The organism is Micromonospora sp. DH14 (assembly GCF_029809455.1).
Taxonomy (GTDB): Bacteria; Actinomycetota; Actinomycetes; order Mycobacteriales; family Micromonosporaceae; genus Micromonospora; species Micromonospora parva.
In genome coordinates this window covers 195,873-220,527 of record NZ_JARVKT010000004.1, presented here as the reverse complement: position 1 = coordinate 220,527, position 24,655 = coordinate 195,873, and the positions used below count along the sequence as shown (strand labels likewise).

The following is a 24,655-nucleotide window of genomic DNA, read 5'->3' as shown; positions in this document are numbered from 1 at the left end:
TGGGCTGGCTACCGCACCGTCAACTTCTGATAGTCACCGGCGTGGGGCTGGTAGGTCGGGTTGCCGGAGTAGGCGACGTGGACCCGGTACGACCCGCGCCGCAGACCAGCGGTCGGCAACTCGACGACGGCCTTACCGTCCGCCAGCGGCACGACCTGCACGGTGCCACCGAAGGTGACGGTGACCTCGCCGGTCGGGGTCGGAGCGTTCTTCTTGGGCCCGCCCGCCGGCCCCACGCTCACGTTCAGCGTGAACGTGTCCCCGCGGACAACCGACGCCGGCGTGGCCTTCGCGTGGACCTTGACGGCGGCCGTACCGGAGGGCACCTCGAACGACGCCGTGGCCTCCGACGCCTTCAGGTAGTCGAAGCCCAGGTATTCGGCCTTGACCGTCCGGGCACCCGCAGGCAGGCCCGTCGGCAGCGTGACCGTGGCCGCGCCGTCGCTCAGGTGGGCGAGCGTCGACCACGAGCCGACGCTGAGCCGCACCTGACCGCCGGTCTCGAACCCGTCGGCTGCCGTGACGGTCACGGTGGCCGTGGTCGCCTGGGCACCGCTCGCGTACGGCTGGACGGCCACCTCGGTGGTGGTCGCGACGTCGCTGTTCGGGATCCCGCGGATGTCGTTCCACTCGCGCACGGTCAGCGGGATCACGGTGCCGTGACGCGGACGGACGACACCCGCGTTGGTCATCGTGATCGCCTTGGCGTTCCAGGTCGGCGCCTCGATGTTCTCGTGGCACGCGGCCTGGTACCCACCGCCGTTCGTGTACCGGTCACCCCAGAGGTAGAACTGGCCGGGGCAGGCGGTGTCACCGGGGTTGGCCTTGAAGATGACCGGTCCCTCGTACCCCTGGTTGGCGACCCACGTCGTGCGCCCCAGCGCCGGCGCGACCAACGTCCAGTTGTCGATGTTGCTGTCCAGGAAGTCGGTGTGCTTCTCCGAGAAGATGTCCGAGCCCTGGTTGCCGGCCTCGTTCTTGGTCACGCGGTAGTAGTTGTCGCCGACCCGGATCGCTGTCGTGTCGATCCGCGACAGCGGGGCCGGGTTCTGCCAGACCTGTGGAGCGGAGAACGTCTGGAAGTCCCGCGTCGTGGCGTACCACATCTGCGCGTTGCCCTGACCCGTGCGGTTCACCGGGTCGCTCCACAGCGACTGGGCCCAGAACACGACGTAGGCGCCGATCTCCTCGACCCACAGCGACTCCGGCGCGAAGGCGTTGCCCGCGTTGTCGGGCGCGACCTTCACGTGCCGCTGCGGGGTCCAGTTCACCAGGTCGTGCGACTCGAACACCTCGATGTACTGGGTGTCGTTGATGGCGTATCCGCCCTGGTCGTACCAGTTCAGGTCGGTGGCGATCATGTAGAACGTGTCGCCGTCGGGTGAGCGGACGATGTGCGGGTCACGAAGGCCCTGGTCGCCCAACTGGGAGATGAGCGACGGCCGACCACCGGTCAGGCCGGTCCAGTCCAGCGCGGTGTTCCCGTTGGATGTCGCGAACATGATCTGCTCGCCGTCGGCGATCCCCTCACCCTTGAAGTACCCCATGAAGTACCGCTCGTACTCCTCGGAGCGCGGCATGGCGACGACGCGCACCGGGAACGACTTCGTCTGCGAGGTCGCGCCCTTGGTGATGGTCGCGGTCAGGGTGGCGGCAACATCCGCACGGCCGAAGGCCGGGCGGGTGACCACACCCGTCGGGGTGACGAGGTCGGTGGTCGACCTCCAGGTGATCGTGGAGCCGAACTCGCCGCTGGCGGCAAGGTCGAGGTTTCCGCGTACGTCGTTGGTGGTGTTCAGGGCCAGGTCGAAGGTGTCACGGTCGACAGCCTGCGCATCGTCGAACTCGGCCTTCACCACGACGGGGATGTCCCGCGTGCCGACCTCCTGGGCGCCCTTGCGGACAGTCGCCGTGAGCGTGGCCGTCGCGTCCGGCTGCCCCTGCGCGGGCCGGGTGATCCTGCCGGTCACCGCCACCTTGCGGGCGCTGGCGACGGCCGGCGGGGTGTGGACCGCGACGACCGACGGGTCGGAGCTCGTCCACGTGATGGTCGAGCCCGCCACGGAGCCCACCTTCGGCAGCGTGATGTCACGGACGATCGCACTGGTCAGACCGAGGTCGATGGCGTCGGTGTCGGCGCGGACGCCGTCGGAGACGGTCCGCTGCGCGAGGGCGAGTGTCTCGTCGAGACCCACCGCCCGGTCGTACACCCGGAAGTCTCGGATCGTCCCGCGGAACGAATAGTGGCCGGACGTCTGCGAGCGACCCAGGAAATTGCAGTTCGTCCCCGCGGCGTTCACCGAGGGCGGCGTGGTCAGGTTCGTCGACGTCGCGTGCAGCACGCCGTCGAGGTAGAGCCTGCCGGTCCAGCTCGTACCGGTCGAGTTCAGTGACTGGGTGAAGGTGACGTGCGTCCACGCTCCCTCCAGCATGCGGACGCGGTTCTGCTGGACGTTCGCCGAACCCACCGCGACGCGGAACCGCTGGGTGTTCGACGCGAAGATGGAGCCCTCGGCGCCGGTGTCGACGTCGCAGGAGCCGGACTTGCGACCAAAACCCCACATCTGGTGCTCGCCGACGTTCGCCGGGTCAACCCACACGTCATAGTCGACGGTGAGGTTGGACATGCCGGCGGTGATGTCGTTCGGCAGCTTCACGTACGCGCCGTCGAGGGCGCTCTCGTAGGAGCCGGGGTTGAACCTGACTCCCTCGCCGGTCAAGGTCGCCTTCCCGGGGTTCACCAGTGTGGCGTTCGCCGCCGAGCCCGCGCTACCCGAGTTGACCAATGTCGTCCCACTGGTCTCGTCGAGCGCGAAATGGTGCACCAGACCGTCGTCGAGTTGCTCCTCGGCAGCGTGCGCGGGCACCGTCGCGAACGAGACCGAGAGCAGCGCACCCAGTGCCAGGACCGCGACACCTCTACCTCTCCGACTCAACCCGAGACGTGGCCTTCGCTGTCGCAGTCTCAATGGACCCTCCTTGACCGGTGGATGGCTCCCTCTGATGTGGACGGGGGTTGTTAACGCTAACTACGCTGTGCTGCCGGGTCAACGCAGCACGTTGCGGCCCGGCGCCACGGACTGCGTGGTTGACGGTGGGCACTCGGGGTCGGCCTCACCCAGAGCGACGAGGAGGCCCATCCCGCGCCGGCGACGACGGCCGAGGGTCAGGGCAGCGGCTGACCGGCGGCCAGGCCGCCCTCGTCGCCGGGCTCCGCCAGCCCGCGCGACACCGGTGCGGGTGGTGCCAGCCGCGCCGCAGGCGGCAGCGGCGAGGCATCCGGGCTGGCGCGGAATGCCTGGATGGCGAGCGCGGCGAAGCGCCGGGACGCGGCGACCCTGGCGGCCGGCGACGGCGCGTGGATACCGCTGTTGGCCATGAGTACGAGGATGACGTCGTCCAGGGCGAAGTCGGGGCGCAGACGACCGGCTTCCTTCGCCCGGCGGGCCAGCTCGGCGATCGACCGAAGAGCGTATTCGCGGCGCGCGTCGAAATCCACGGCATTGGGAAACGTCGAGATCAAAGCCGCGGTAAAACCCCCGTCGCGGGCGTTCAGCTCACACATCTTCTCAATGACAAGACAGAAACCGTGCCACGGATCCGGATCGGCGAGACCCTCGTCGACGACGGCGCGGCAGGCGTACATCTGCTCTGCGAAGGCCTCGGTGACCAACGTCTCCTTGGTCGGGAACCGGCGGTACAGGGTGGCCGGCGCCACTCCGGCACGCCGTGCGACCTCCCGCATCGGCACGTCCAGACCCGCAACGGCGAAGACCGCGCGGGCGGCGTCGAGGATGCGCTCGCGGTTGTCCAGCGCGTCGGAGCGAAGGGTGTGAGACAAACGGGCGGTCACTGCTCTCACTTTAGCGAGGTGAACGGCGCAGGCGCGTTAGCGTCCCCGCACATGAGGGCTCTGCAATTTTCCCAGTACGGTCCCGCCAGTGTGCTTGCCGTCTCAGAGGCACCGGAACCGCACGCCGGACCCGGGCAGATCCGGGTGGCGGTTCGGGCCTCGGGGGTCAATCCGGCCGACACATACGTCCGCGCTGGCCGATTCCAGGAGTGGATTCCGCTTCGTCTGCCGCACGTGCCCGGCGTCGACGCGGCCGGAGTGGTGGATGAGATCGGTGACGGGGTGACCACGGCTCGGATAGGCGACGAGGTGTTCGGGATCACGGACTACGCCCAGATGGGCGGAGCGAACGCCGAATACGCCGTCCTGGCCGCGTGGGCACCGAAGCCGGCCGCCCTGAGCTGGGAACAGGTGGGCGGCGCGGCCGGCAACATCGAGACGGCCACCCGCGTGCTCGACCTGCTGGGCGTGCGGGCCGGCACCACGCTGTTGATCGAGGGTGCGGCCGGCGGGGTCGGCACGACGGCGATCCAACTCGCTGTCGCTCGCGGCGCGGCCGTCATCGGCACGGCCAGCGACCGCAACCATGGCTTCCTCGCCTCGCTCGGGGCCATCCCGACCACCTACGGCTCCGGGCTGGCCGGGCGGGTCGACGCGCTGCTGCCGGGCGGAGTGGATGCGGTACTCGACTGTGCCGGCTCCGGCTCGATACCCGACCTGGTCCGGCTGGTCTCCGGCCCGGACAGGGTGGTGAGCATCGCTGACATCAACGCCCCGGAGTACGGCGTACACCTGTCGCGGGGCTCTGGTCCCGGCGCGGACTCACCGGCTCTCGAAGGCATCGCCGCCGCCGGCGAACTCGCCGAGCGGGGCCGCTTCATGGTGCCGGTCGCCGCCGTCTTCTCCCTGGAGGAAGCGGCCGCCGCCCACGAGTTGAGTGAGTCCCGCCACGCCCGAGGAAAGATCGTGCTGAAGCCGTAGCGCGCCCGACCGCCCGCCCCCTGGGGCGGGCGGTTCCGGAGTTCTGCTACTCAACGGCCAATCCATCAAATCCGCTTGATGCATCACTTCTGCTTGATGTACCTTCCGGTCATGGTGCTGTCGAGTCAAGCCGCCCCGGCGTTCGTGCGTCTCGCCGCCCATCCGCTGCGGTGGAGGCTGCTGACCGCGCTCGCGGCCAGCGACTACCGGGTCCGGGAACTGGTGACGCTCGTCGACGAGCCACAGAACCTGGTCTCCTACCACCTGCGGCTGCTGCGCGACGGCGGGCTGGTCACCACCACACGCAGCAGCTTCGACGGCCGCGACAGCTACTACCACCTGGACCTGGAACGCTGCGCCGAGGCGCTGACCGAAACCGGCAGCGCGCTGCACCCGGCGCTGCGCCGCGAGGCCCTCGTGCCCCACCTGGACCTGCGGCGCGTACCCCGCCTTGACGTGCTGTTCGTCTGCACCGGCAACAGCGCCCGCTCACCGATCGCCGAAGCCCTGCTCCGGCAGCACACCGGTGGTCACGTCAGCGTGGCCAGCGCCGGCAGCCAGCCCAAGCCGCACCTGCACGCCAACGCCGTACGGGTGGTGCGCGAGGATTACGACCTCGACATCACCGACCAGCGCCCCCGGCACTGGGACACGCTGACCGGCCGCCGGTTCGACTACGTCATCAGCCTGTGCGACAAGGCCCGCGAGGCCTGCCCCGACTTCCCCGACCACCCGCGCAGAGTGCACTGGAGCATCCCCGACCCCGCCACTGCCGGCGACACTGAGCAGGCCAGCTACCCCGCCTTCCAGCGCGTCGCGGCCGACATCGACACCCGCGTCCGACACCTGCTGCCTGCCCTCAACGCCACCCGAACCTAACGGAGAGATGCCGCCATGACAGCGACTGAGCAGCACGCCAGCGTCCGTTACATCGTCGATGACGTCCAAGCGGCCCTCGGCTTCTACACCACCCATCTCGGCTTCACAGTGCACACCAGCGCCGTGCCCGCCTTCGCCGACGTCGTACGCGGCCCGCTGCGGCTGCTGCTGTCCGGACCGGCCAGCTCCGGCGCCCGCGCCACCCCCGACGACGCCGCGGACGCCGGACGCAACCGCATCCACCTCACCGTCGACGATCTGGATGCGGAGATCGACCGACTACGCGGCGAGGGAGTGTCGTTCCGCAGCGACGTGATCGCCGGCCCCGGCGGGCGCCAGATCCTGCTCGCCGACCCCGCCGCCAACCTCATCGAACTGTTCCAGCCCGCCCCCCGCCCCGCCACCCAATGACCTCGTGGTGACCGGCCGGCGACACGGTGGACCCTGCCAGCGCGCGTCGGCGCTGCCAGGCCGTACGCGCTACCGGCCGTGGGGCCGGATGTTGTGGTTGAGGTGGAACACGTTGTGGGGGTCCCAGACCGTCTTGAGGGCGGTGAGCCTGGCGAGCTTGGCGGCCGGGTACGCGCGGCGTACCCCGTGTTGCCCCTCGTCGGCGGCGAGTGAGTTGACGTAGACGCCGTCGGCGTACGGGCCCAGTGCCGCTCCGGCACGGCGCGCCGCTGCCATCCGAACGTCGTCTTCGGACGGATCGGTCCAGCGGGAGCCGGCGCCGAACTCGAACGCCGTACCGCGGTGACTGAATGCCGCGTCGGCATCCGCGACGTCAGCGATCGCGCCACCGTACGCCTGCAGGCCGACGCCGGGCAGGTGGGCGCCGGCGTGCAGGTCTGCCGCACCGCGCAGCAGGAACGCCTCGATCGCGGCGGTGGGGAACTGCCGCAGGTAGTGCGCGCTGGAGTACCGGCGGTAGGCGTGGCCGCCGACGGTGTCGTCGCGTTGCTGCAACTGCAGGTACGACGGGGTGGTGACCCGCTCGGCGACCGGGCGCCCGAGGGCGCGCATCGCCGGCAGCAACCGGAGACCCGGTGCCGGGTCGCCGACCCACACGAAGCCGACGGTGGCGATGGGGCCGCTGGCGGCGTCGTGGACATCAGCGGTGAAGGTGGCCTGCCGTGGCGCGACGGCGTTGAGGTCCCGCCAGCCTTCGAGCACCGCCACGGCGTCCTCGGCGCGGAAGTCGAACTCGGCCACCAGGGTCCGCGTACCGATGTGGTGCAGTTGGAACTCGAAGTCGGTGACGATGCCGAAGTTGCCGCCCCCGCCGCGCAGGCCCCAGTAGAGGTCGGGGTTCTCGCTTCGGCTCGCGGTGACCACCTCCCCGTCCGCGGTGACCGTCGTGTAGGAGACGACGTTGTCGCAGGCCAAACCGTGCTGGCGGGCGAGCCAGCCCATGCCGCCGCCGAGGGTCAGGCCGCCGACCCCGGTGTGCGAGACGTTGCCGGCAGTCGTGGCGAGGCCGTACGGCTGTGACGCCCGGTCGAGTGCGCCGAGCAGCGCGCCGCCCTGGACCCGGGCGCGTCGCCGGATCGGGTCGACCCGAACGCCGTTCAACGGGGTCAGATCGATCATGAGGCCGTTCGCGGGGACGGCGAAGCCGGCCACGTTGTGCCCGCCGCAGCGTACGCCGATCTCCAGGTCGAGGTCGCGGGCCAGGCGCACCGCGGCCACCACGTCGGTGACGCTCGCGGCCTGCACGATCATCAGCGGTTGCCGGTCGATCATGGCGTTCCAGACGGTACGGGCCGCGTCGTAACCCGGATCACCGGGGATGAGGACGCGGCCGTCGAAGCGAGGACTGGTCGTTGTCGTCATACAACTGAGCCTGGCGGAAATCGGTACACCCGGTAAGGTCCGATTCCATGGGGCGAACCAGGACCAATTCGAGCACCGCGGAGGACCTGCTCATCCATGTCGACCGGTCCGCCGGCGAACCGCTGCACCGCCAGATCGCCGCCTCGATCCGGGGCGGCATCCGGGCCGGCCGGTTGCGTCTCGGAACGTCACTGCCGCCCACCCGCACCGTCGCCGCCGATCTGGGCGTCGCCCGTGGGGTCGTCGTCGAGGCCTACCAGCAACTCGTCGCCGAGGGCTACCTCACCAGTCGGGCGGGCGGGTACACCCGGGTCGCGGTCGAGCCGGCCCCACCGCCGGCAGGTCGGAGCGGCGAGGACCGACCGGCGGCACAGATCGACTTCGGGTACGGCCGCACCGACGTGTCGTCGTTCCCTCGGGCCGCCTGGCTGCGTTCGGTGCGAACGGTCCTCACCACCACCCCGAACGAACGCTTCGCCTACCTCGACGGGCGCGGCGTACCCGAACTGCACGTCGCCCTGACCGACTACCTCAACCGGGTCCGCGGCACATCCGCCCGTCCGGAGAACGTCGTGATCTGCAGCGGCTACGGCCAAGGCGTCGCGCTGATACTCCAGGTGCTCGCGGCGCGCGGCACCCGCAGGGTGGCCGTCGAGGACCCGTCCGCCGACGACGACGCCCGCCTCGTCGCGGCCGTGGCCGGCCTGGACGTGATCGGCGTCCCGGTCGGGCCGGACGGCCTCCTCGTCGAGGAGCTGGAACGGACCGACGCGGACGTCGTCGTGCTGACGCCCTCGCACCAGTGGCCCACCGGCGGCGTCCTGTCGGCCACCGCGCGGGCCCGGGTCATCGGCTGGGCCCAGCGCCGCGGCGCCGTGGTGATCGAGGACGACTACGACGCGGAGTACCGCTACGACCGGGCGCCCGTCGGCGCCATGCAGGGGCTGGCACCCGACACCGTCGTCTACTGCGGCACAGCGAGCAAGACCCTGGCGCCAGGGCTGCGCCTGGGATGGCTGCTCGCGCCGGCACACCTGGTCGACGAGATCACGGCGGCCAAGGTACGGGCCGACCGCGGTTCTCCGGTCATCGACCAACTGACCTTCGCCGACTTCCTCACCCGCGGCGAATTCGACAGGCACCTGCGGCGCATGCGCCCGGTCTACCGCCGCCGCCGCGACGCGCTCCTGGCCGCGCTGCGCGCACGCCTACCCGAACTGGAGCCGGTCGGTGTCGCGGCGGGCCAACACGTCGTGACCTGGCTCCCGCAGGACCTCGACGAGGCCTCGGTCGTGGCCGCTGCCGCCCGGCGCGGACTGGTCGTGCAGGGCGTCTCCCGGTACCGCGTGAGCCCTGCCGGGCTCGGCGGGCTGATCTTCGGCTACGCCACCCTCACCGAACGCTCCATCGCCGACGGAGTGGAAGTCCTGACCGACGCGATCGCAGAGGTCCGCGCGCAGGTCCGCCCCGAGGTGCCCGCCACCGGCAGTGGCGTGGTCGCGGGTTCCTGAGCGAGCCGGGACCACAACCACTGACGACTGTCGATGTTGCCCGAACGGTCGCAGCTGTGCTGGAATGGCGACCATCGCTGCAGCGCGGGGGCAACCGCGCTGGGAACGGTCAGCGCGGGAGCAGCACAGTGCTGGCAGAGCGCCGCCCCGGCGGACGCGCGCCGCACCGCCGAACCATCTCCACGACGACGGGCAGATGCCTGCCGTGAGGTCCGAAAGCACTGATCCGGCCCTGCCCGCGCGGCAGGGACCCAACGCCATGAAGGATGACCATGCGCCGTTCCCTCGCGGTGATCACCGCTGCCCTGATCCTCGGCACCACCGCCGGCAGTGTCCCGGCCGGCGCGTCGGGTGCCCCCCACCGCTCGTGCGCCGGTGGCCTGCTCTTCTGTGAAGACTTCGAGCGCCTGCCGCGAGGTGGCGCCAGCACGTTGGACTGGGGCGTCGACACCCGCAACGGCACGCTCACCGTCGAGCGTGCCCGCCACGGCAACCAGGTATTGCACGTGCACACGGTCGACAACGGGCGGGCCTTCCTGCGGGTCGACGATTTCGCCGCGCCGGGCAACCGCTTCTACGGCCGGATGCGGCTGCGCGTCGATGCGTTCCCCACCGCCCCCGACTGGGCGCACTTCACGCTGGTGGAGGCGACCGGCACCGGTAGTGCGGAGGTCGTCCGGCCGGTCGGCGGCCAGTACGCGCCCACAGTCCCCGGCATCTTCTGGGGCGTGGGCGCCGACGGTGGCCCGACCGGCGACTGGACCAACTGGCGGGAGTCCGCCCCGGTTGCCGAGGACACCTGGCAGTGCTTCGAGTGGAAGCTCGACCCGACCGACAACCGCGTCACGGTGTGGATCGACGAGGTGGCGATCCCGGGGCTGACCGCGTCGACGACCGATCACGGCGGCAACGACGTGCCCTTCGTCCTGCCGACGGTGAACACAGTGAAGATCGGCTGGCAGCTCTATCAGGGCGGCACCACACCCCGCGACTTCGACCTCTGGATCGACGACATCGCGCTCTCCACCAAACGACTGGGCTGCTGACGTCGCTCGTCACCGGGGGCGTCGAGCGTCTCGACGCCGGCGCCCCCAGGACTGCCGTCGGCTTTCCGACTCACCTGCTCGGACCCTCACCGCTCTGGCCACCGTCGCCGCCTTCGCCGGGCACCGTCATCACCCGACGTGGCCCAACCGTGCCATCCGCGCCTCGCGCCGATGCACGTGGACACGACTCCCACCTGCGACTACGTCAGGTGACGCCGGTGCCCGGCCGGTCAGCCCGGCACGACGACCTGGACGGCCTGTGCGCCGTCGCCGGTCCTGTTCACCTCGAAATGGCCGTGACCTGGGCTCCGCCGGGACCGGTCATGGGGTCGAAAACATCGCCCAATCAGACGTTTCTATGCCGAGTCCCCTCCAATCACAATGGTTCCCTTGGATACGGGGGGTGATCGCCGCATGACAACTCTGATCTTCGTGCACGGTACGGGCGCGCGCACCCAACGGTACGAACCGGTGCTCAAGAGGTTCGATGCCGCGATGCGTGACCGGTGTCCGGACACGACAGTCATCCCGTGTCTCTGGGGTGACCGGCTCGGCTCTCCGCCACCGGCCCCGCGCAGGTCCATCCCCCGATACCGGCCGAGCGCCACCGCGCAGTCCCCGGTGTCCGGGTGGCCGACCGCCCGATGGACCATCCTGGACCTGGATCCCTTGCACGATGTCCGGGTCTGCGCGGCGGTCAGCGCTCGTACCCGCCCGGCGCCTCGCCTGCCGGGGCAGCCCAGTAACGCGGACCGCATCTCCCGCGCCGTGGCCCAGATGTCCCAGGCGGCCACGCTGAAGGAGGATCTGGTCGCGACCGGGCTCGCCGAGGGGTTCGACATGGCGGTGGACTCGGTGCTGCGTTCGGCACCGGCCCGCGAGGCGATCGCCCAATCCCAGGGCGACGCCGCCTGGGGTGAACTGGTCGACGCGCTGGCCGAAGCGATCATCGCGGAGACGTTGCGCCACCAGTCCTCCACGACACGCCTGGCGCCCGCCGATCGGCGGCGGCTGGTCGAGTCGGTGATCGACGCCTTCCAAGGCGGTCAGCTCGGCGTACTGGGCACCGCGGCCAGGATCAGCGCGGAGCTCGCCATGCGGATGGGTGGCGCGTGGGCGCTCGACCACTGGCGCGGCCCGCTCAGTGACAGCGCCCACCCGTTCGTGGGCGACATCCTGCGTTACCTCGCCCGCGGCGAAGCGATCCGGCGGCTCATCGCCGACTGCGTCCGGGACGCCGCCGGCCCGGTCGTCCTCGTGGGGCACAGCCTGGGCGGCATCGCGGCGCTGGACACGCTCGTCCTTCGGTCGCTGCCCGCTGTCGCGGCGCTCGTCACGGTCGGGTCCCAGGGGCCGCTCCTGCACGAGATGGGCGCACTGCCGAGTCTCGACGCCGGCGAGGACCTGCCCGGATCGGTGCCCCGCTGGCTCAACGTCCACCACCGACGGGACCTCCTGTCCTACCTGGCCGAACCGATCTTCCCGGGGCGGGTGGAGGATGTCGAGATCGCCGGAAACGAGGTCATGCCGGAGGCCCACAGCGCCTACTTCGACCGGAAGGACTTCTACGACCTACTCGCGTCACTCGTCGAGGAGGTGGGGAGGGTCGCCCCATGAGCACCGCGCCGGCTCTCGTACCCGGGGGCCTTTCCCAGCGGACGTTCGCGCTCGTCGTCGGGGTGCAGGACTACCCGGATCTCGGCCCTGACTTCGCCCGCAAGGGCATCGCCGACGACGCCGTCGGCTTCGCCGAGGTCCTGGTGAGGTTCGGTGTTCCGGCGGCCAACGTCCGGCTCCTGCTGTCGGCCGAGGAGATTCCGCCGATGCCGCACGCCCTGGAGGTCGCCGGTCCGGCGACGTCCGCCGCAGTTCGTGCGGAGATCCTCCGGTTGCCGCAGCACGACGGGGACCTGCTGTGGGTGTTCTGGGCCGGCCATGGTTGGTACGCCGACCTGCAGTCGCGTCTCCTCCTCGCCGACGCCACAGCGGCACACCAGATCAATATCAGCTTCGAGGAGTTGGTGACGCTCTGCGGCTCCGAGTTCCTGCCCGGCTTCGGCCGGCAGATCTTCACCGTGGACGCGTGCCGCCTGCCGAACGCGCGGCTCCCGAGGCCCGAGTCGCTGCCGGAGAAGGAGGAGGGCAAGAGCGAGTGCTGGCAGGCGATCATGTACGCGGCACCGCCCCGTCGCGCCGCCGGGTACTCGTACGGTGACCGTGGTGGGCTCTTCTCCCGCTCCCTGTTGGACGCGTTGAGGCGCGCCGACACGGCGGTGTGGCCCCCCTCGCTCGCCGACCTCTCGACCACGGTGCTGGCCGGGATGAAGGACCGGGGATCGTCCGACAGTGAGCCGACCACCTGCTACTTCAGCCCAGAGACCGGAGTGAACGAACCCGGCCGCCAGCTTGTCGCGGGCCCGGCGGCCGACGCTGCCAAGGCCTACGAGCTGGCGGGGTACGTGATCCCCTCCGGCTGGTCGCCGGGACGGCTGGTGCCGGGTTGCAGCGAACGAACGGCGGTCCGGCTCGACCTGCGGTGGATCCTGGACCGCGCACCGGCCCATGCAGTGGTGGCGGAGCCGTCGAATGCCGACCTGGCGACCGACCTGAACGGCGCGGAGCTGGTGCTCCGGGAGCACTCCCGGATCACCGTCACGCAACGCCGATGGCTCACCGTCGAACCGGGACGGTCGGGCGATCCATGGCGGCTGTCCGACGCCGACTCCGCGTTTCTCGACGCGGGCGGGCCTGACGAGGATCGGGCCTTCGTGCTCCGCGTCGACGTCGAGGTGGCCGCGGAGGGCCCGGACGCCGCGACGGCGAGCCTGTGCCGTGCCTGGACGGCGTACCTTCGGGACCGCTTCCCCGCGTCGTCGGTGGTGGTCGCCGTACGGGCCCCGACGCCGGTCGACGCCATGCTCACCGCACAGCGGTTGGCCGAGGCGCTGACCAGAGACGGGACCGGCTGGTTGACGGTGACCCGCTTCCGGCCGGGCGAGCGACCGACCACCGCCACCCCGCTCCCGTCGGGCAGCACCCCCGCGACGCCGGTGCTGCCCGCTGTCGTGCACCGGCTGCGCCAGGAGGCCGTCCGACGTGGGCTGAAGCCCGTGCTCCCGCCGCTGCCCGGCTACGCCGGGCCGGACCTCGACAGCGTTTCCCCTTCGCTGCTGGCCGATCTGGTCATCAGCGAGTTGGAGGACGGCGACGGCCGGCTGGTGGAAACCGACCTGATGTGTGCCGTCCGCGACTTCCTGCCGGGCTGGTATCCGCAGTTCCTGACCGCTTCCGGCGCCCGGCGCACCGGCGCCGGCTGGGTCGCCGGGCTGACCGTGGCCTGCGCCTTCGACGCCGACGTTGTCAGGTGGCTGGACTCAATCGGTGATCGCCGGGTGGCACCGACCGACCTGCCCGCCCCGCTGACCGAATCGGTCGTCGAGGCGCTGGTGCTGGCGGCCCTCCGCGATCCGGCCGCACGCCCGAAACTGCCCGGCTGGGAGTCCGCCTTCGCCGGCCGCGCCATAGCGGACCTGGTCCGGGTCATCGCCGGCCACCCCGCCACCCCGGGCGACGGCACGGCGTCGGCGCCGACACCGGCCGAACTGAGCCGGGAAGCGGCACTTCTCACCGGGCGCATCGGCGTGGCCGCCGCGATCGTGCGCGCGGCCCGACCCGCGGACCGGCTGACCGACGCCTACATGGCTGCCCTGCGCGCCTGCCCGATGAGCGCGGATCTGATCGAGCTTCTGACCGGGCCGCCGGACGTGCCGTCCGCCGTGGCGATGGCGGTGGGACTGCGGCCGGTGGATCCCCGCACCGAACAGGTGCTCATTGACCGTATCGCCGAACTCAGACGCGTCCTTCACTACCTTCCGGCTCACCCCGACGGAGAATGCGCATGATCGAGACCTGGTACTTCTGTTCGGCGGTGCACGCGTCGCCGCACCACGCGGAGGCGTTCATCTCCGTCACGGAGGCGCTCACCTCGCGGCACTCCGGCGCTGACCTGCTGAACGCGGCTCTGCGTCAGCTCGCCAACTGTGAACCGGCAATGCGCCGGTACGCCGCCCCGCAGGTGCTGGCCGTCGCCGTGCGGCCCGGTGTCGAACCGGGCACGGCGGCCCTGGCGCGCAGTGCGCTCGACGACACGCTGGCCGTGCTGGACGGGTCGATCCGCACCGCGGTGGCGCAGGCGGTGGAAGCCATCTTCACGGCCCGGTCGGCCGAGACCGTCGCGGGTCATCTGTCGGAGGCGGCGCGACGAGCGCTGGCGCGCGTGCGTCCCGGCCGCGCGGCGCACCCCTATCTCGACATCGAGAGCTTCACCGCCGAGGTGGTGGTGCTCGCCGCCTGCGTCGAGGCGGCACGGCGCATCCCGGCGTCCGCGCGACTCGTCGTCGACGAGACGATCGGCAAGCTCAGCCGGGACGCGCTCGCCGGCCACTGCGGCCGCCGAGCGCAACTGCTCGCCGTGGAACTCGCCGCCATGGTCGGCGACGAGCTGATGAGCTCCGACGACGTCGTCACCCAACTCCTCGATCCGCGCATCGGCGCGGCGTTCCAGGAGCCGGACCTCCTTGCCGCGATCGCCCGGCTCACCTTCGGATTCCCCGGGACGTCCGCTCCGGCCGGCCCGGCGCCCGGTGCGGCCGGCCTGATCTCGAACGAGGTCGTGACGCTGTCGCACCTCCGCCGGCTGCGGCGCGGGCGACCCGATCCGTCGACCGCGTCGGAGGCCCTGTCACGGCTGGGACTGTCCGGTCAGCACCCGGCCACCATCGCCATGGTTCTCTGGCAGGCCGTCCTGGACGAGCTGTCGGCCGAGATCGATCCGCAGGGGACGGCGGACGCGCTGGCGCACCGGTGGATCGCACCCCACCGGGAGATCAACAAGCCGATCCGGGTACGGATCCCGCTGCCGACCCACGAACTGAACGCGTGGCAGACGAGCGCGGCGTCGCTCGCCCGACTGCGGACCGGGAACGAGAAGCCGGTGGAGTTCGTCGTCCGGTCCGGGCCCCTGCAACTGTCGAGCTGGTTCTCCGTCGCCGTGCTGTCGCCGTGGTTCAACCGCCAGAACAGCGCGTACAACGCCCGCTTCACCCGAGATCCGGACGAGCAGATCAGGGACTCGCTGTTCCCGATGGGTGGTGACTCCGTCCTGCTGCTGCGGCTGATGCTCGCGGTGTGCACCGCCGTACGCCTGCTCCGCAGCGTCGAGACCGGCCGGGCCGAACATCTCGCCGCACTCGCCCTGCACGCCGCGGACGTGCTGTCCGACACCCGGCACCGGTCCTTCCTGAGCGAGCTGGCGTACCGCCTGGAGTCGCCGAACCCCTCGATGTCCCTGCCGCTGGCCGGGCTGGCCCTGCACACCTACCGGGAATACGAGCGGGCCGGCGACGGCAGGTACCCCGAGATCGAGCCGTCGGTCTTCGCGGATCTGCTGCTCGCCGACCACCACGAGGAGGCGCTGCCGCAGCAGGAGCGGTGGTTGCGCGGCCGACCGGGGGTGTCCCTGGTGACCGGCTGGATCGAGAACGCCCTCAGCGGCACGGTGCCGGACCTCGACACCGGTGGCCAGGGGCGATGGCGGCAGCCGGTCGCCGGTGGGCTCAGCCTCGCCGAGCGGGTCCTGATCCGCGCCGTCCAGATCCTGCCGCCGTCGCTGACCAAGCGACCGGCAGCCCTGTTACGGCTGCACTTCGGGCGCGACGAAGAGGGCGCCGCCCTGACGCCGTGGTACGAGCGCGACGTTCACCCGTCCCGCGTCTCGAACCAGTGGGAGGTCCTGGCCGTTCCGCCGCTCAGTGCCGACGGCTGGCGACGCTACCCCAGTCTCGTCAACGATCGGCACGGCGTTCAGCTCGCCCTGCTGACCGAGCGTCTGGCGGCACTCCTCGCCGAGCCGGACCTGATCTCTGAGGCCGAGCGCACCGACTGGGTGGAGCAGTGGCGCACCGCGATCAACGCCGTGACCAAGGTGCGCGAGCTGTCCCGGCCGGTCCGGATGCGCCTGCTCGCCGCGCTCGACCAGGACATCGAGGGCCACTCCTGGCAGCGGTTGATCCTTGAGGACATCATCGACACCGAGATCGAGTTCGGCCTCGGCACCCCACTCGACCGCTGGCTCATGTTCGAGCGGCTCGGGCCGACAGCGGTGCTCCCGCCGTACCTGGCCGAGGCTCTCCGGCATCGTCTGCTTCGCGGCCTGTACCAGCGGCAGTCGGTGGACCAGCAGGAGCGCCTGCTCAACAACCCGTGGCTGTCACTCGGTGTTCGGCGGAGCAACGCGCTGCTGACCATGCTGATGCAGCGACTCGTCTTCGAACTCGGTCCCGCCGACGTCGTCATCGGTGGGCACACGCTGTCCGACTTCGTCCTGCAACTGTGGCAGGACGCCCATCAGAACCTCCGCCTGACGGAGCTGAGCATCCCGGTGGACGAGGATGAGGGGGCACACGGCCTGGTCGACCCCCGGCTCCTCGCCGGGCTCACCGTCGACCCGGTGGACGGCGTGCTCCGGGTCCACTCGCGACGATCGCCGCAACTGCGGACGTTCTCGGGGGCGAGCGTCGAAGACCCGTTCCGGCTCTCACCCGAACAGTTCGGGCGCCTGCTCGGCAACGACCCCTCGTACGTCATCGGCATGGTCTGCGCGGCCAGGGACGGTCAGGTCTGGGTGAACTGCGGCCTGGCCGACCCGCTGGCGGTGCCTGCGCCGGTCGACGTCGTCCGGGTCGGCGACCAGGTGGCGGTTCCGCTGCGCCGGAGCATCGCCGGACCGGCGGCAGCGGGTCCGATCGAGCGGCTGGCGTCGTTGCCGGTCGTCGGCGACCTGCGGCCCGCGACGATCGAGCGGCCGGCCAACGGACGCCTCGTCGTCCGGGTGGCCGACGCCATGCCGTTCGATGTGGCGGCCCTTCCGCAGCAGGCACGGCGGAGCTGGGATCCCGATCTCCTCGGTGAGCTGGAGGAGCTGCCGGTGGGCGAGTACCCGGCCCTCGCGCGATGGGAGGGCGAGCACTGGCTGCCCGTCGACCGTGAGTACGTCGAGTTCCTGGCGATCCTCACCGGTCGCGGCGAACCAGCGCCGATCCGGCTGGTGGTGATCGAGCTTGTCCGGCAGGGCCGCTCGATCCGGTTCTCGGCCGGCCCCGGCTGCAACGTGGTGCTGGACAACCAGGTCTGGGACGACGGTGACCGCGCGGACCTCCTCGCCGCCGTCCGCGAGGCCGCCGGTGACCCGTGCGGCCTTGTCGTGACGGCCGATCTGCACGGCGACGACGTCGGCGCGCCGCGGCTGCGCCTGCGCCGGGAACCCGGCCGGCCGGCCGAGGATGCGCTCGACGTGCGCGCGTTGCGGTGGCGTGACCTGTTCCGGGACGGCTCGGACCACGAGGCGCGCCTCGTCGACGGCACGTGGCGGTTCGACCCCCGGTTGGCGGACCTTCCGGACGTCGTCGTCACCGGGCTCGACGCGCCCGGAACCCTGTGCCGCTTCACCCCCTCCGCCTGGGGGGAGGAGCAGCAGCGGCGGCGGCAGGTCGCCGGGCGGGTCGTGCCGGCCCGTCATCTGAACCTGCCGGATCGGCCGGATCGGGAGCTGTTCGAACGGCTCGTCGATCTGGCCGACGGGCATGTCGTTCACCTCCGCACCACCGTGGCGGAACCGCAGTGGGGCATGCGGCGCGGCTACACCGTCGAGGGGATCGCGGTCGACGTGGAGGCGGAGTCGATCTGGCTCGGGCCGGTCTCCGCCCGACACAGGGTGCATCAGCGCCTGCGACAGAACCGTCAGTCCCAGGTCTGCGACGTGCGGACCTTCGAGCTGCCCACCGGTGACGGCGAGCCGGCGCCGGTACCCAACATCAACCTCACCGCGGGCCTCGCCGAGGCCGACCGGGAGGCCGGCGAGGACGCCCTGGTGCGGCAGCACGAGTTGCGCGGCATCGTGGTCGACGCGCCGATCACCCGGAGCCGGGCCGACGTCTACACGGTCCTGCTCGACCTCGGAGTGGACATCGCGGTCTGCTCTCTGCGCCGGGAGAACTTCGACCGCCCGCCGACCGGCGTCGGCGCGATCGTGCGTGGCCGCCGCAGCCGGCACGGCTGGATCTTCACCGCGTACCGCCGGCGTATTCGCGTCCGGGCGGTCTGGGAGTACCAGAACGAGGTTCCTCCGTCGGACGCGATCGGCCTCGGCGTCGTGCAGTGGCGAGGACAGCGCAAGGCGCTGGCCCAGTCGACCAACCGGCCGGTCCTCTACCTGTACGACGACCTGTCCGCCACGGCGCATCTGCGACCGGTCGGAGCGAACGGCGAGGAACCCGCGCTGAGCGCCGGCACTGTCGAGATGTCCCGGGTCTACCCGGACCGCGACCGGCGTCGCATGGCGGTCCGGTATGCGGACCGGCGTGGATCGGCCGAGGTGCACGGTGAGACGCGCTACGTCCAAGCCGGTCCGTTCTCCCGGGTCGTCGGTGTCGACGTGGCGCTCGAGGACGTGGATCCGGGACATGTCGTGGTCCGGCGCAGCTTCAGCCTGTCCACCGGGGTCGCGCAGCAGCCAGCCGCCACCCCCGCTCCGGGGCAGTCGAGCACCGACGGTTACTACCGCTATCTCGCCGGTGAGCGCTCCCCGTTGACGGCGACGCTCAGCGGCTCCACGGTGACCCTGCAGACGGAGTGGACGGTGCCGACGCCCACCGGAGGGTCGACGTGGCAGATCCCGCTCGCCGAAGGCGAGGAACCCTGGGTGGCCGTCGCGTACCGCAGCAACGACGTGCGGGTCGTTCTGCTGGAGTTGGCCGGCGGCGTGTTCGCCAGCTACCGGACCGCGCCCGCGCTCTCCATGGCGGAGTTCTTCCGGCACTTCCAGCGACAGGGCATCCGCCTCGGGATTCGTTCGGATCTGCGCGGGGCGCGGCTGCACTACGTCGACCGCCGGGAGACGGCGCAGGGGGTGATGCACCGGTTCGAGTGGGGCTACGGCCACACGCTGGAACTGAACGAGCAGGCCCTCACCATCGACGGCAGACCGGCGGCGGACAACGCCGTCTCCCTCTTCCACGGCGACTTCGTCACCGACGTCCTGATCGACCAGCGCGCCGGCACCCAGGACCTCGTCCTGGACATCCGGATGGAACACATCCGCTGGGGTTGGTACGCGCAGCTCCACCGGGAGGCCGCCAACCAGGTCATCCACCTCGCCGACATCGTCGCCGACCAGGACGGTGGCCGCCCACGCATCAAGGCGCTGCACGTGCGCTGGCGCAAGCAACCCGCCGACGGCCCGGTCTACCGGGACACCCAGACGGTGGTGCTGCGCCGGCTGCGGCTGGCGCCGGAGGCCAGCCGCCGCATCACCGACGCCTGGCAGGCGGAACGGCGCGAGGCCCGGCCGGACCGCCCGAACCAGGCCCTCGTCCGGCTCGACGTCGACAAGTTCAGGCGCAGCGGTGGCGCGCAGGTCGAGTTCCACTTCATCAGTCCGACGTTCGACAACGGCGAGCTTCCGCAGGGATGCCGCCTGTTCCTGACCGCTGACGAGATCCGCCCGCTGCCCAACGACGTCGCCCTCACGCTGCGCGGTGGCGATCTCATCGGCGGCGGATCGCGGACGGGTTTCGAGGTCGCGGTGCTGCGCCGTGACTTCTCCCGCCGGCAGGCGCTCCTGCAGCACATCCACCGCAACGCCGAGCCGGGAACCCACCCGCTGCGTGGCGCCGTCTACCTCGTCAAGCTGACGCGCATTCATCCGGCTGACAATCGCGCCGAGGGCTCGATCGTGGGCGGCCCCGGACGCCCGCACGCCGCCCTGATGAGCCGGCTTGCCAACGACGAGACCCCGTGCTTCGCCACAGTCGTCCGGCAGGGCGACCGGATCGAGCTGGAGGTACGGCCGAACGTCGTGTTCCGCTTCAGCGCCGATGCCGTCGCCAACGCGGACGAGGCGCGCAACGGATCGATCGTCCGTCTGCTGCGTGGGCCGGACCGGTCACTCATGGTTCGCCAGGCGCTGCTCGGTGACGCGGCGTATCTGCCACGCGAGGGCCGGCCGGTCCAGCTGCTGCCGATGCAGAACCTGCTGAGCCGGCGCGATGACGGCGCGACAGCGCTCGGTCGGGGCTCGTACACCGTCGTCGGACTCCCGTCGGTCATCGTGCCGGCCTCCCGCCGGGGTCGTGCGCCGGACGCCCAGGCCCGGGAGTTGATCGCGACGCCACATCCGAAGCTGGGCATCGTCCGGCGGGAAGCCCGCAACTCCTACCACCTGGAGCGGATCGGCAGCGACGTTCGCGTGGGCATCCTGCGCCGCGAAGCCGATGGCACCCTGTCCGCCACTGGCAGGGGCGCCGATGGGGTCGCCTGGCGTACGCGGGTCCGCTGGGCGCAGGTGTCCTTCTTCGACCGTGGCGCGAATGGAATCCGGGAGTGGTGCGACAAGTCGTCCTGGGAGTACCACGACAGCACGACCGGGTACCGCGAGGGCGAGCGCCTGGAGACGGTCACCACCGAGCGGCTCAATCCGTCCGCCACGGTCTGGACCGACCCGGTGTTCCTCGGCAGCGGCGGGATGCTGCGGTACAGCGCTGACGAGCTACGGCAGTACGGTCTGCCCGCCACCGAGCTGGTCGACGGCGGCGCCGGTCGGAAGGTCGGTCGCCCCCGTACCTACGCGGTCGGCGGCGTCACCCACCGCGGCGGCCGCCCGAGCGGCCTCTGGATCGAGGTCGCTCCGGGCCGCCTCATCGAGGTAACCGGTCCCATGATGTCCACACCGGACGGAAACAGCCTCGACGGTGTGGACTGGTCGAGCTTCGCCCCCGGCGACCGCGTCACCCTGTCGGTGCAGCGGCACGATCCCACCGAGATCGGCGGCCTGGTGCTGCACGAGTGGATCTCCGGCCCCCGGGGCGCGCTGGGGCGGCGCGCGCTGCTGCCGATCGGGCAGACCGACACCGCCCGCCGCAGCGTACGGATGGGGGTCGGGATCTGGTCGGCCACCCTGCCCACGGAGCCCGACGAGGCTCACCGAAAGGACTCCCTGGTCTGGCTCACCGACCGGAACGAGGTCACGCCGGCAGGCGAGAGACCTGTGGTCGGTCGCGGTGACACGGTCCTTCTCGCCGAGGGCGAGGCCGGCCTCAGCATCGTTGGCCTGCCGGATCGTGTCCCCGTGGTGGCCGGGAGCGACTCCATGGCGGGATGGCTCGTCGCGACGTTGAAGGACCCGGCGGATCGTCGGGCGCTGTTCGAGCTGTGCGAGGGTGCTCTGCCCGTCACGGTCGAGGAGGTGTCCGGGACGACGATCCGCTGTTCCCGGCGCCGGCACGACCGCGACCTGAGCCCGGGTGAACTGACAGTGCTTCAGCCGCTCGGTGTGCTGCCGTCCGGTGAGCTGCTGCTGCGCCGGGGATTCCGGCTGGCTGTGGGTGCCGTCGGTGACCTCGTTCCGGGTCTTCCGCTTCCCCTGGTCGACCAGGCCATCCAGACGATCCGCCGCACGAGGCAACCGCTCTGGGCGTACGCCGACCGGTCGACGGGAGTCCGGCTCGGGTTGCCCGACGAGCCGAGCCGACCCGCCGAGGAGATCACCGTCAGGCCGGTGGGAGTGATCGGCACCGGTGCCGACGCCGGCATCATCTGCCTCGAACGGCGCACGAACCGGCCCCGCTGGCTGCCCGCCACCGAGGTCGGCTGGACCCCTCTGGACGCCGAACACCTGCACCACTACCTGGGCCGACCGAACAGCCGGCAGCGCCTGCGCGAGCTGTCCTGTCGGCTGCTACCGGACGGCACCGTCTCGCTGGTCCGCACGGCGGCGAACCTGCAGCGCTTCGAACAGCTGAGGTTGGGCGACCCGCTCCGGGTGGAGGTGGTCGGCGAGGAGGCGACCGATCGCCTGGCGGACGGACGGCACCGGTACATCGTCCGCGCGTACATGTCCGACATCCTGCTCGACATGCGGCTGGAAGGGTCGGCTCCTCCGCTGACCGCCGAACCCCGCCTGTGCGAGGTCGACAGGCGTCTTCTGGACCGTGGTTCCCCACGGATCAGCGTCTGCGACCCCGACCAGCGTCACCTCGCTCTCGACCTGCCGGCGTGGTTGATCCCGCAGGCGCCGGACCGGTCATCCGCGGTGGATCCGTCGGCACGGGGCGAGTACCAGGCGTTGCTGGCCGGCGCGGGTGCGGTCGTACACGGGGACGCCGGGCCCAGCGAGGACCATCAGGCTTCCCTCGGGCGCTGGCTCGCGACTGACGCGGCGGCCGCTTTCGGGCTGGGCGCACCCCGCGACATCGAGCTGGCGCCCGCGGTGGCAGCCGCGCTGCTGCTCGACGCAATGCGCGGGCACCCGTCGGTCGGGGCGACCGCCGCGGCCGCGGCCGTCCACCTGTGCCGACAGTTGGCGCTGCGGGCGATCCGGTCCCGGCACCTCGAGCCGCTCCTGCACGACTGGATCGGTGACCCGGACACGGCGGTCAAGACCGACCTGTGGCGGCGGTTGGATCAGGTGAATCTGGGCCCGGTGCTCAAGCCCGCCGATTTCCGGACCATCAAGGACGTGCAACGAGGCATCCGGGCCCGGACCGCCCTTCGGCCGGACCGGGCGCTCAGCATCGTCATGGAGAGCCTCGCCGCGAGCGCCGGCGCGCACGTCAGCTATGACGAGATCGAGGGGTACGAGGGCGTACTGGGCAGCGTCGCCGCGCTGGGCCGGCCGCTGGCGCCGTCGCCGGGGCAGGTGACGGCGCAGCGGGAGCTTCTCCCGGCGCAACGGGACGCGCTCGGGCGGGTGTTGTGGGGGTCGATGCAGCGATGGCATGGCCTGACGCTGCTTCCGGTCCCGCCGATCGTGCAGGATCCGGACTGCGCTCGCAGTGCGCAGCTGCTCGAGGGTCTTGTGGGGGTGATACCGGCAGCGGAACCACCGGCCAGCCAGGCGTGACGGGCTGAGTCCGTCCGCCACGACGCTTCCGATCGACATGCCGTCGTGCGCGAGCTGATCGATGGAAAGACGGGGCTCGGACCTCGATAGCTGTTCTCCCTCGACCGTCGCCGAGAAATTTCCTGCGAAAGGCGGTAACCAAATCAGCTGACCAACCCGTCTGGTCAGCGACGGATCACCGCAGCGGGTGGTCGGCCGGGGAGAGGGGTTCGGGACATGGGTGACGTCCGTGTGCGTTTCACTGACGATTTGGCCCGGCACCCCGCCCCGCCGTTGGGTGATCTGGTTCAGCAGTCGATGGTCCAGGGCCGCCGGCTGCGCCGTCGGCGCCGCCTGGCGCAGTTCGGCGCGGGCGGCTCGGTGTTGGTGATGGTGCTCGTGGTCGGGCTGGCTGTCGGGCCGTTCGGCGTCGGCGCGAATGACGTCGGTCCACCAGGCGGCGCGGCCGGTGGCTCGCCGGCCAGGCCGACCGGCTCCGCCCCGCCGTCCCCGGTTCAGCGCTCCGATGGGCCGCCGGGTCCCATGGGCGTCGACGACGAGGGGCGGGCGAACCCCTTCCGGGCGGGCCTGCCGACTTCCTCGACCACGGTGATCGGCACTGTGCGGATCGGCGCGGTGCCGGACGGTGACCTGCTGCCCACCACACCGCAGGGGGCCCTGGAACTGCTCACCCGGCTTCTGCCCGAGGGCAAGACCAGCGGTTACGCGAGTCTGCAGGGCAGCGGGGCGGGCCCCGGCACGCCGTACGTGCAGCTCTACCTGGATCGGGGCGCTGGCCCGGGGATGCTGCGGCTCTCCGTCTACCAGGGCGGCCTCGGCGGCGCCCTTGCCCCGGGGACGGTGGAGCTGACCGAAGTGCCCGACAACTGCGTACAGAACAAGATGGTCACGGTGCATCACCCCAGTGGTGTGCAGGTCAACGTGATGATCTCGTCGTGTGTGGACTAGGGCGCCAAGGGGACCTTGCCGGCACGACCCGTCCTGTCCGTGGACGAGGCGACCGCTGTCGCCGCGAGCCCGATGTGGGGGACGAAACTGCCGGCGGAGTTCGTCGTCACCGGTTCCAAGAGGTTCCCGTCGCTGGCCCGGTCGAATGGCTGACGAGGAGTTTGTCGAGTTCGCGCAGGCTGCCGCTGGCCGCCTGCGCGACGCCGCGTTCCTGATGTGCCGCGACTGGCATCTCGCCCAGGACCTCACCCAGACGGCGCTGGCCAAGGTGTACGCCAACTGGCGGCGGGTCCGCCGCGCCGACGACCCGCACGCGTACGCCCGCAAGGTGCTGCTGCGGTGTCTGATCGACCAGCAGCGTCGTCGTTCCAGCCGTGAGTTGGCGATGTCGGCTCCGCCGGACCGGGGCGAGGAACATCCGGCCGAGCTGCGCATGACGCTGCTGGACGCGGTCGCCACCCTGCCGTTGCGGGATCGGGCGATCATCGTGCTGCGCTACTGGGACGACCTGAGTGTGGAGACAGTCGCCGAGGTCGTGGGCGTCTCCGCCGCGGTGGTCAAGAGCCAGAGCATGCGCTCGCTCAATCGTCTGCGCGAGTTGCTCGGCGAGACCCGGGCCGAGCTGTTCGCCGAGGAACGGCATTGATCG

Annotated in this window: 13 protein-coding genes; 10 read left to right on the top strand and 3 right to left on the bottom strand. The window is 71.1% G+C overall.

Annotated features, from left to right (window positions below; all coding sequences use genetic code 11):
- Positions 1-8: 8 nt before the first annotated feature.
- On the bottom strand, positions 9-2,867 hold the full coding sequence (locus QCZ28_RS08425) for an immunoglobulin-like domain-containing protein (protein ID WP_279516045.1): 2,859 nt from the start codon (positions 2,865-2,867) through the stop codon (positions 9-11).
- 299 nt (positions 2,868-3,166) lie between these two features.
- Positions 3,167-3,853 carry a helix-turn-helix domain containing protein gene (locus QCZ28_RS08420; RefSeq protein WP_279516044.1) on the bottom strand — a complete coding sequence of 229 codons (687 nt, stop codon included), beginning with the start codon at positions 3,851-3,853 and terminating at the stop codon, positions 3,167-3,169.
- Between the two features lie 51 nt (positions 3,854-3,904).
- Between QCZ28_RS08420 and QCZ28_RS08415 the strand changes: the two genes are divergently transcribed.
- The 3 genes from QCZ28_RS08415 (at position 3,905) to QCZ28_RS08405 (ending at position 6,124) form a co-directional block, all read left to right on the top strand.
- A complete protein-coding gene (locus tag QCZ28_RS08415; protein WP_347815094.1) occupies positions 3,905-4,834 on the top strand; it encodes an NADP-dependent oxidoreductase in 930 nt (309 codons plus the stop codon).
- A 111-nt stretch (positions 4,835-4,945) separates the two neighbouring features.
- Positions 4,946-5,713: an ArsR family transcriptional regulator gene (locus QCZ28_RS08410; protein ID WP_279516042.1), complete on the top strand. Its 768-nt coding sequence runs from the start codon at positions 4,946-4,948 to the stop codon at positions 5,711-5,713.
- A 15-nt stretch (positions 5,714-5,728) separates the two neighbouring features.
- On the top strand, positions 5,729-6,124 hold the full coding sequence (locus QCZ28_RS08405) for a VOC family protein (RefSeq protein ID WP_279516041.1): 396 nt from the start codon (positions 5,729-5,731) through the stop codon (positions 6,122-6,124).
- Between the two features lie 69 nt (positions 6,125-6,193).
- On the opposite strand, the gene QCZ28_RS08400 is transcribed toward QCZ28_RS08405, so the two are convergent.
- Positions 6,194-7,546 carry an FAD-binding oxidoreductase gene (locus QCZ28_RS08400; RefSeq protein ID WP_279516040.1) on the bottom strand — a complete coding sequence of 451 codons (1,353 nt, stop codon included), beginning with the start codon at positions 7,544-7,546 and terminating at the stop codon, positions 6,194-6,196.
- Positions 7,547-7,593: 47 nt separating this feature from the next.
- Here QCZ28_RS08400 and QCZ28_RS08395 point away from each other — a divergent pair, with 47 nt between their 5' ends.
- The 7 genes from QCZ28_RS08395 (at position 7,594) to QCZ28_RS08365 (ending at position 24,652) form a co-directional block, all read left to right on the top strand.
- Complete coding sequence (locus QCZ28_RS08395; protein ID WP_279516039.1) at positions 7,594-9,057, top strand: PLP-dependent aminotransferase family protein; 1,464 nt, start codon at positions 7,594-7,596, stop codon at positions 9,055-9,057.
- Between the two features lie 272 nt (positions 9,058-9,329).
- A complete protein-coding gene (locus QCZ28_RS08390) occupies positions 9,330-10,103 on the top strand; it encodes a hypothetical protein (RefSeq protein ID WP_279516038.1) in 774 nt (257 codons plus the stop codon).
- Positions 10,104-10,517: 414 nt separating this feature from the next.
- On the top strand, positions 10,518-11,720 hold the full coding sequence (locus tag QCZ28_RS08385) for a hypothetical protein (RefSeq protein WP_279516037.1): 1,203 nt from the start codon (positions 10,518-10,520) through the stop codon (positions 11,718-11,720).
- Entirely contained in the window at positions 11,717-14,005 is a 2,289-nt protein-coding gene (locus tag QCZ28_RS08380; RefSeq protein ID WP_279516036.1) for a caspase family protein, read from the top strand. The genes QCZ28_RS08385 and QCZ28_RS08380 overlap by 4 nt, the downstream gene beginning before the upstream one ends.
- On the top strand, positions 14,002-23,058 hold the full coding sequence (locus QCZ28_RS08375; RefSeq protein ID WP_279516035.1) for a hypothetical protein: 9,057 nt from the start codon (positions 14,002-14,004) through the stop codon (positions 23,056-23,058). The genes QCZ28_RS08380 and QCZ28_RS08375 overlap by 4 nt, the downstream gene beginning before the upstream one ends.
- Positions 23,059-23,274: 216 nt before the next feature.
- Complete coding sequence (locus tag QCZ28_RS08370) at positions 23,275-24,006, top strand: hypothetical protein (protein WP_279516034.1); 732 nt, start codon at positions 23,275-23,277, stop codon at positions 24,004-24,006.
- A gap of 145 nt (positions 24,007-24,151) precedes the next feature.
- The gene (locus QCZ28_RS08365) at positions 24,152-24,652 is read left to right on the top strand and encodes a SigE family RNA polymerase sigma factor (protein ID WP_279516033.1); all 501 of its coding nucleotides are present in this window, start codon (positions 24,152-24,154) and stop codon (positions 24,650-24,652) included.
- The last annotated feature ends 3 nt before the right edge of the window (positions 24,653-24,655 follow it).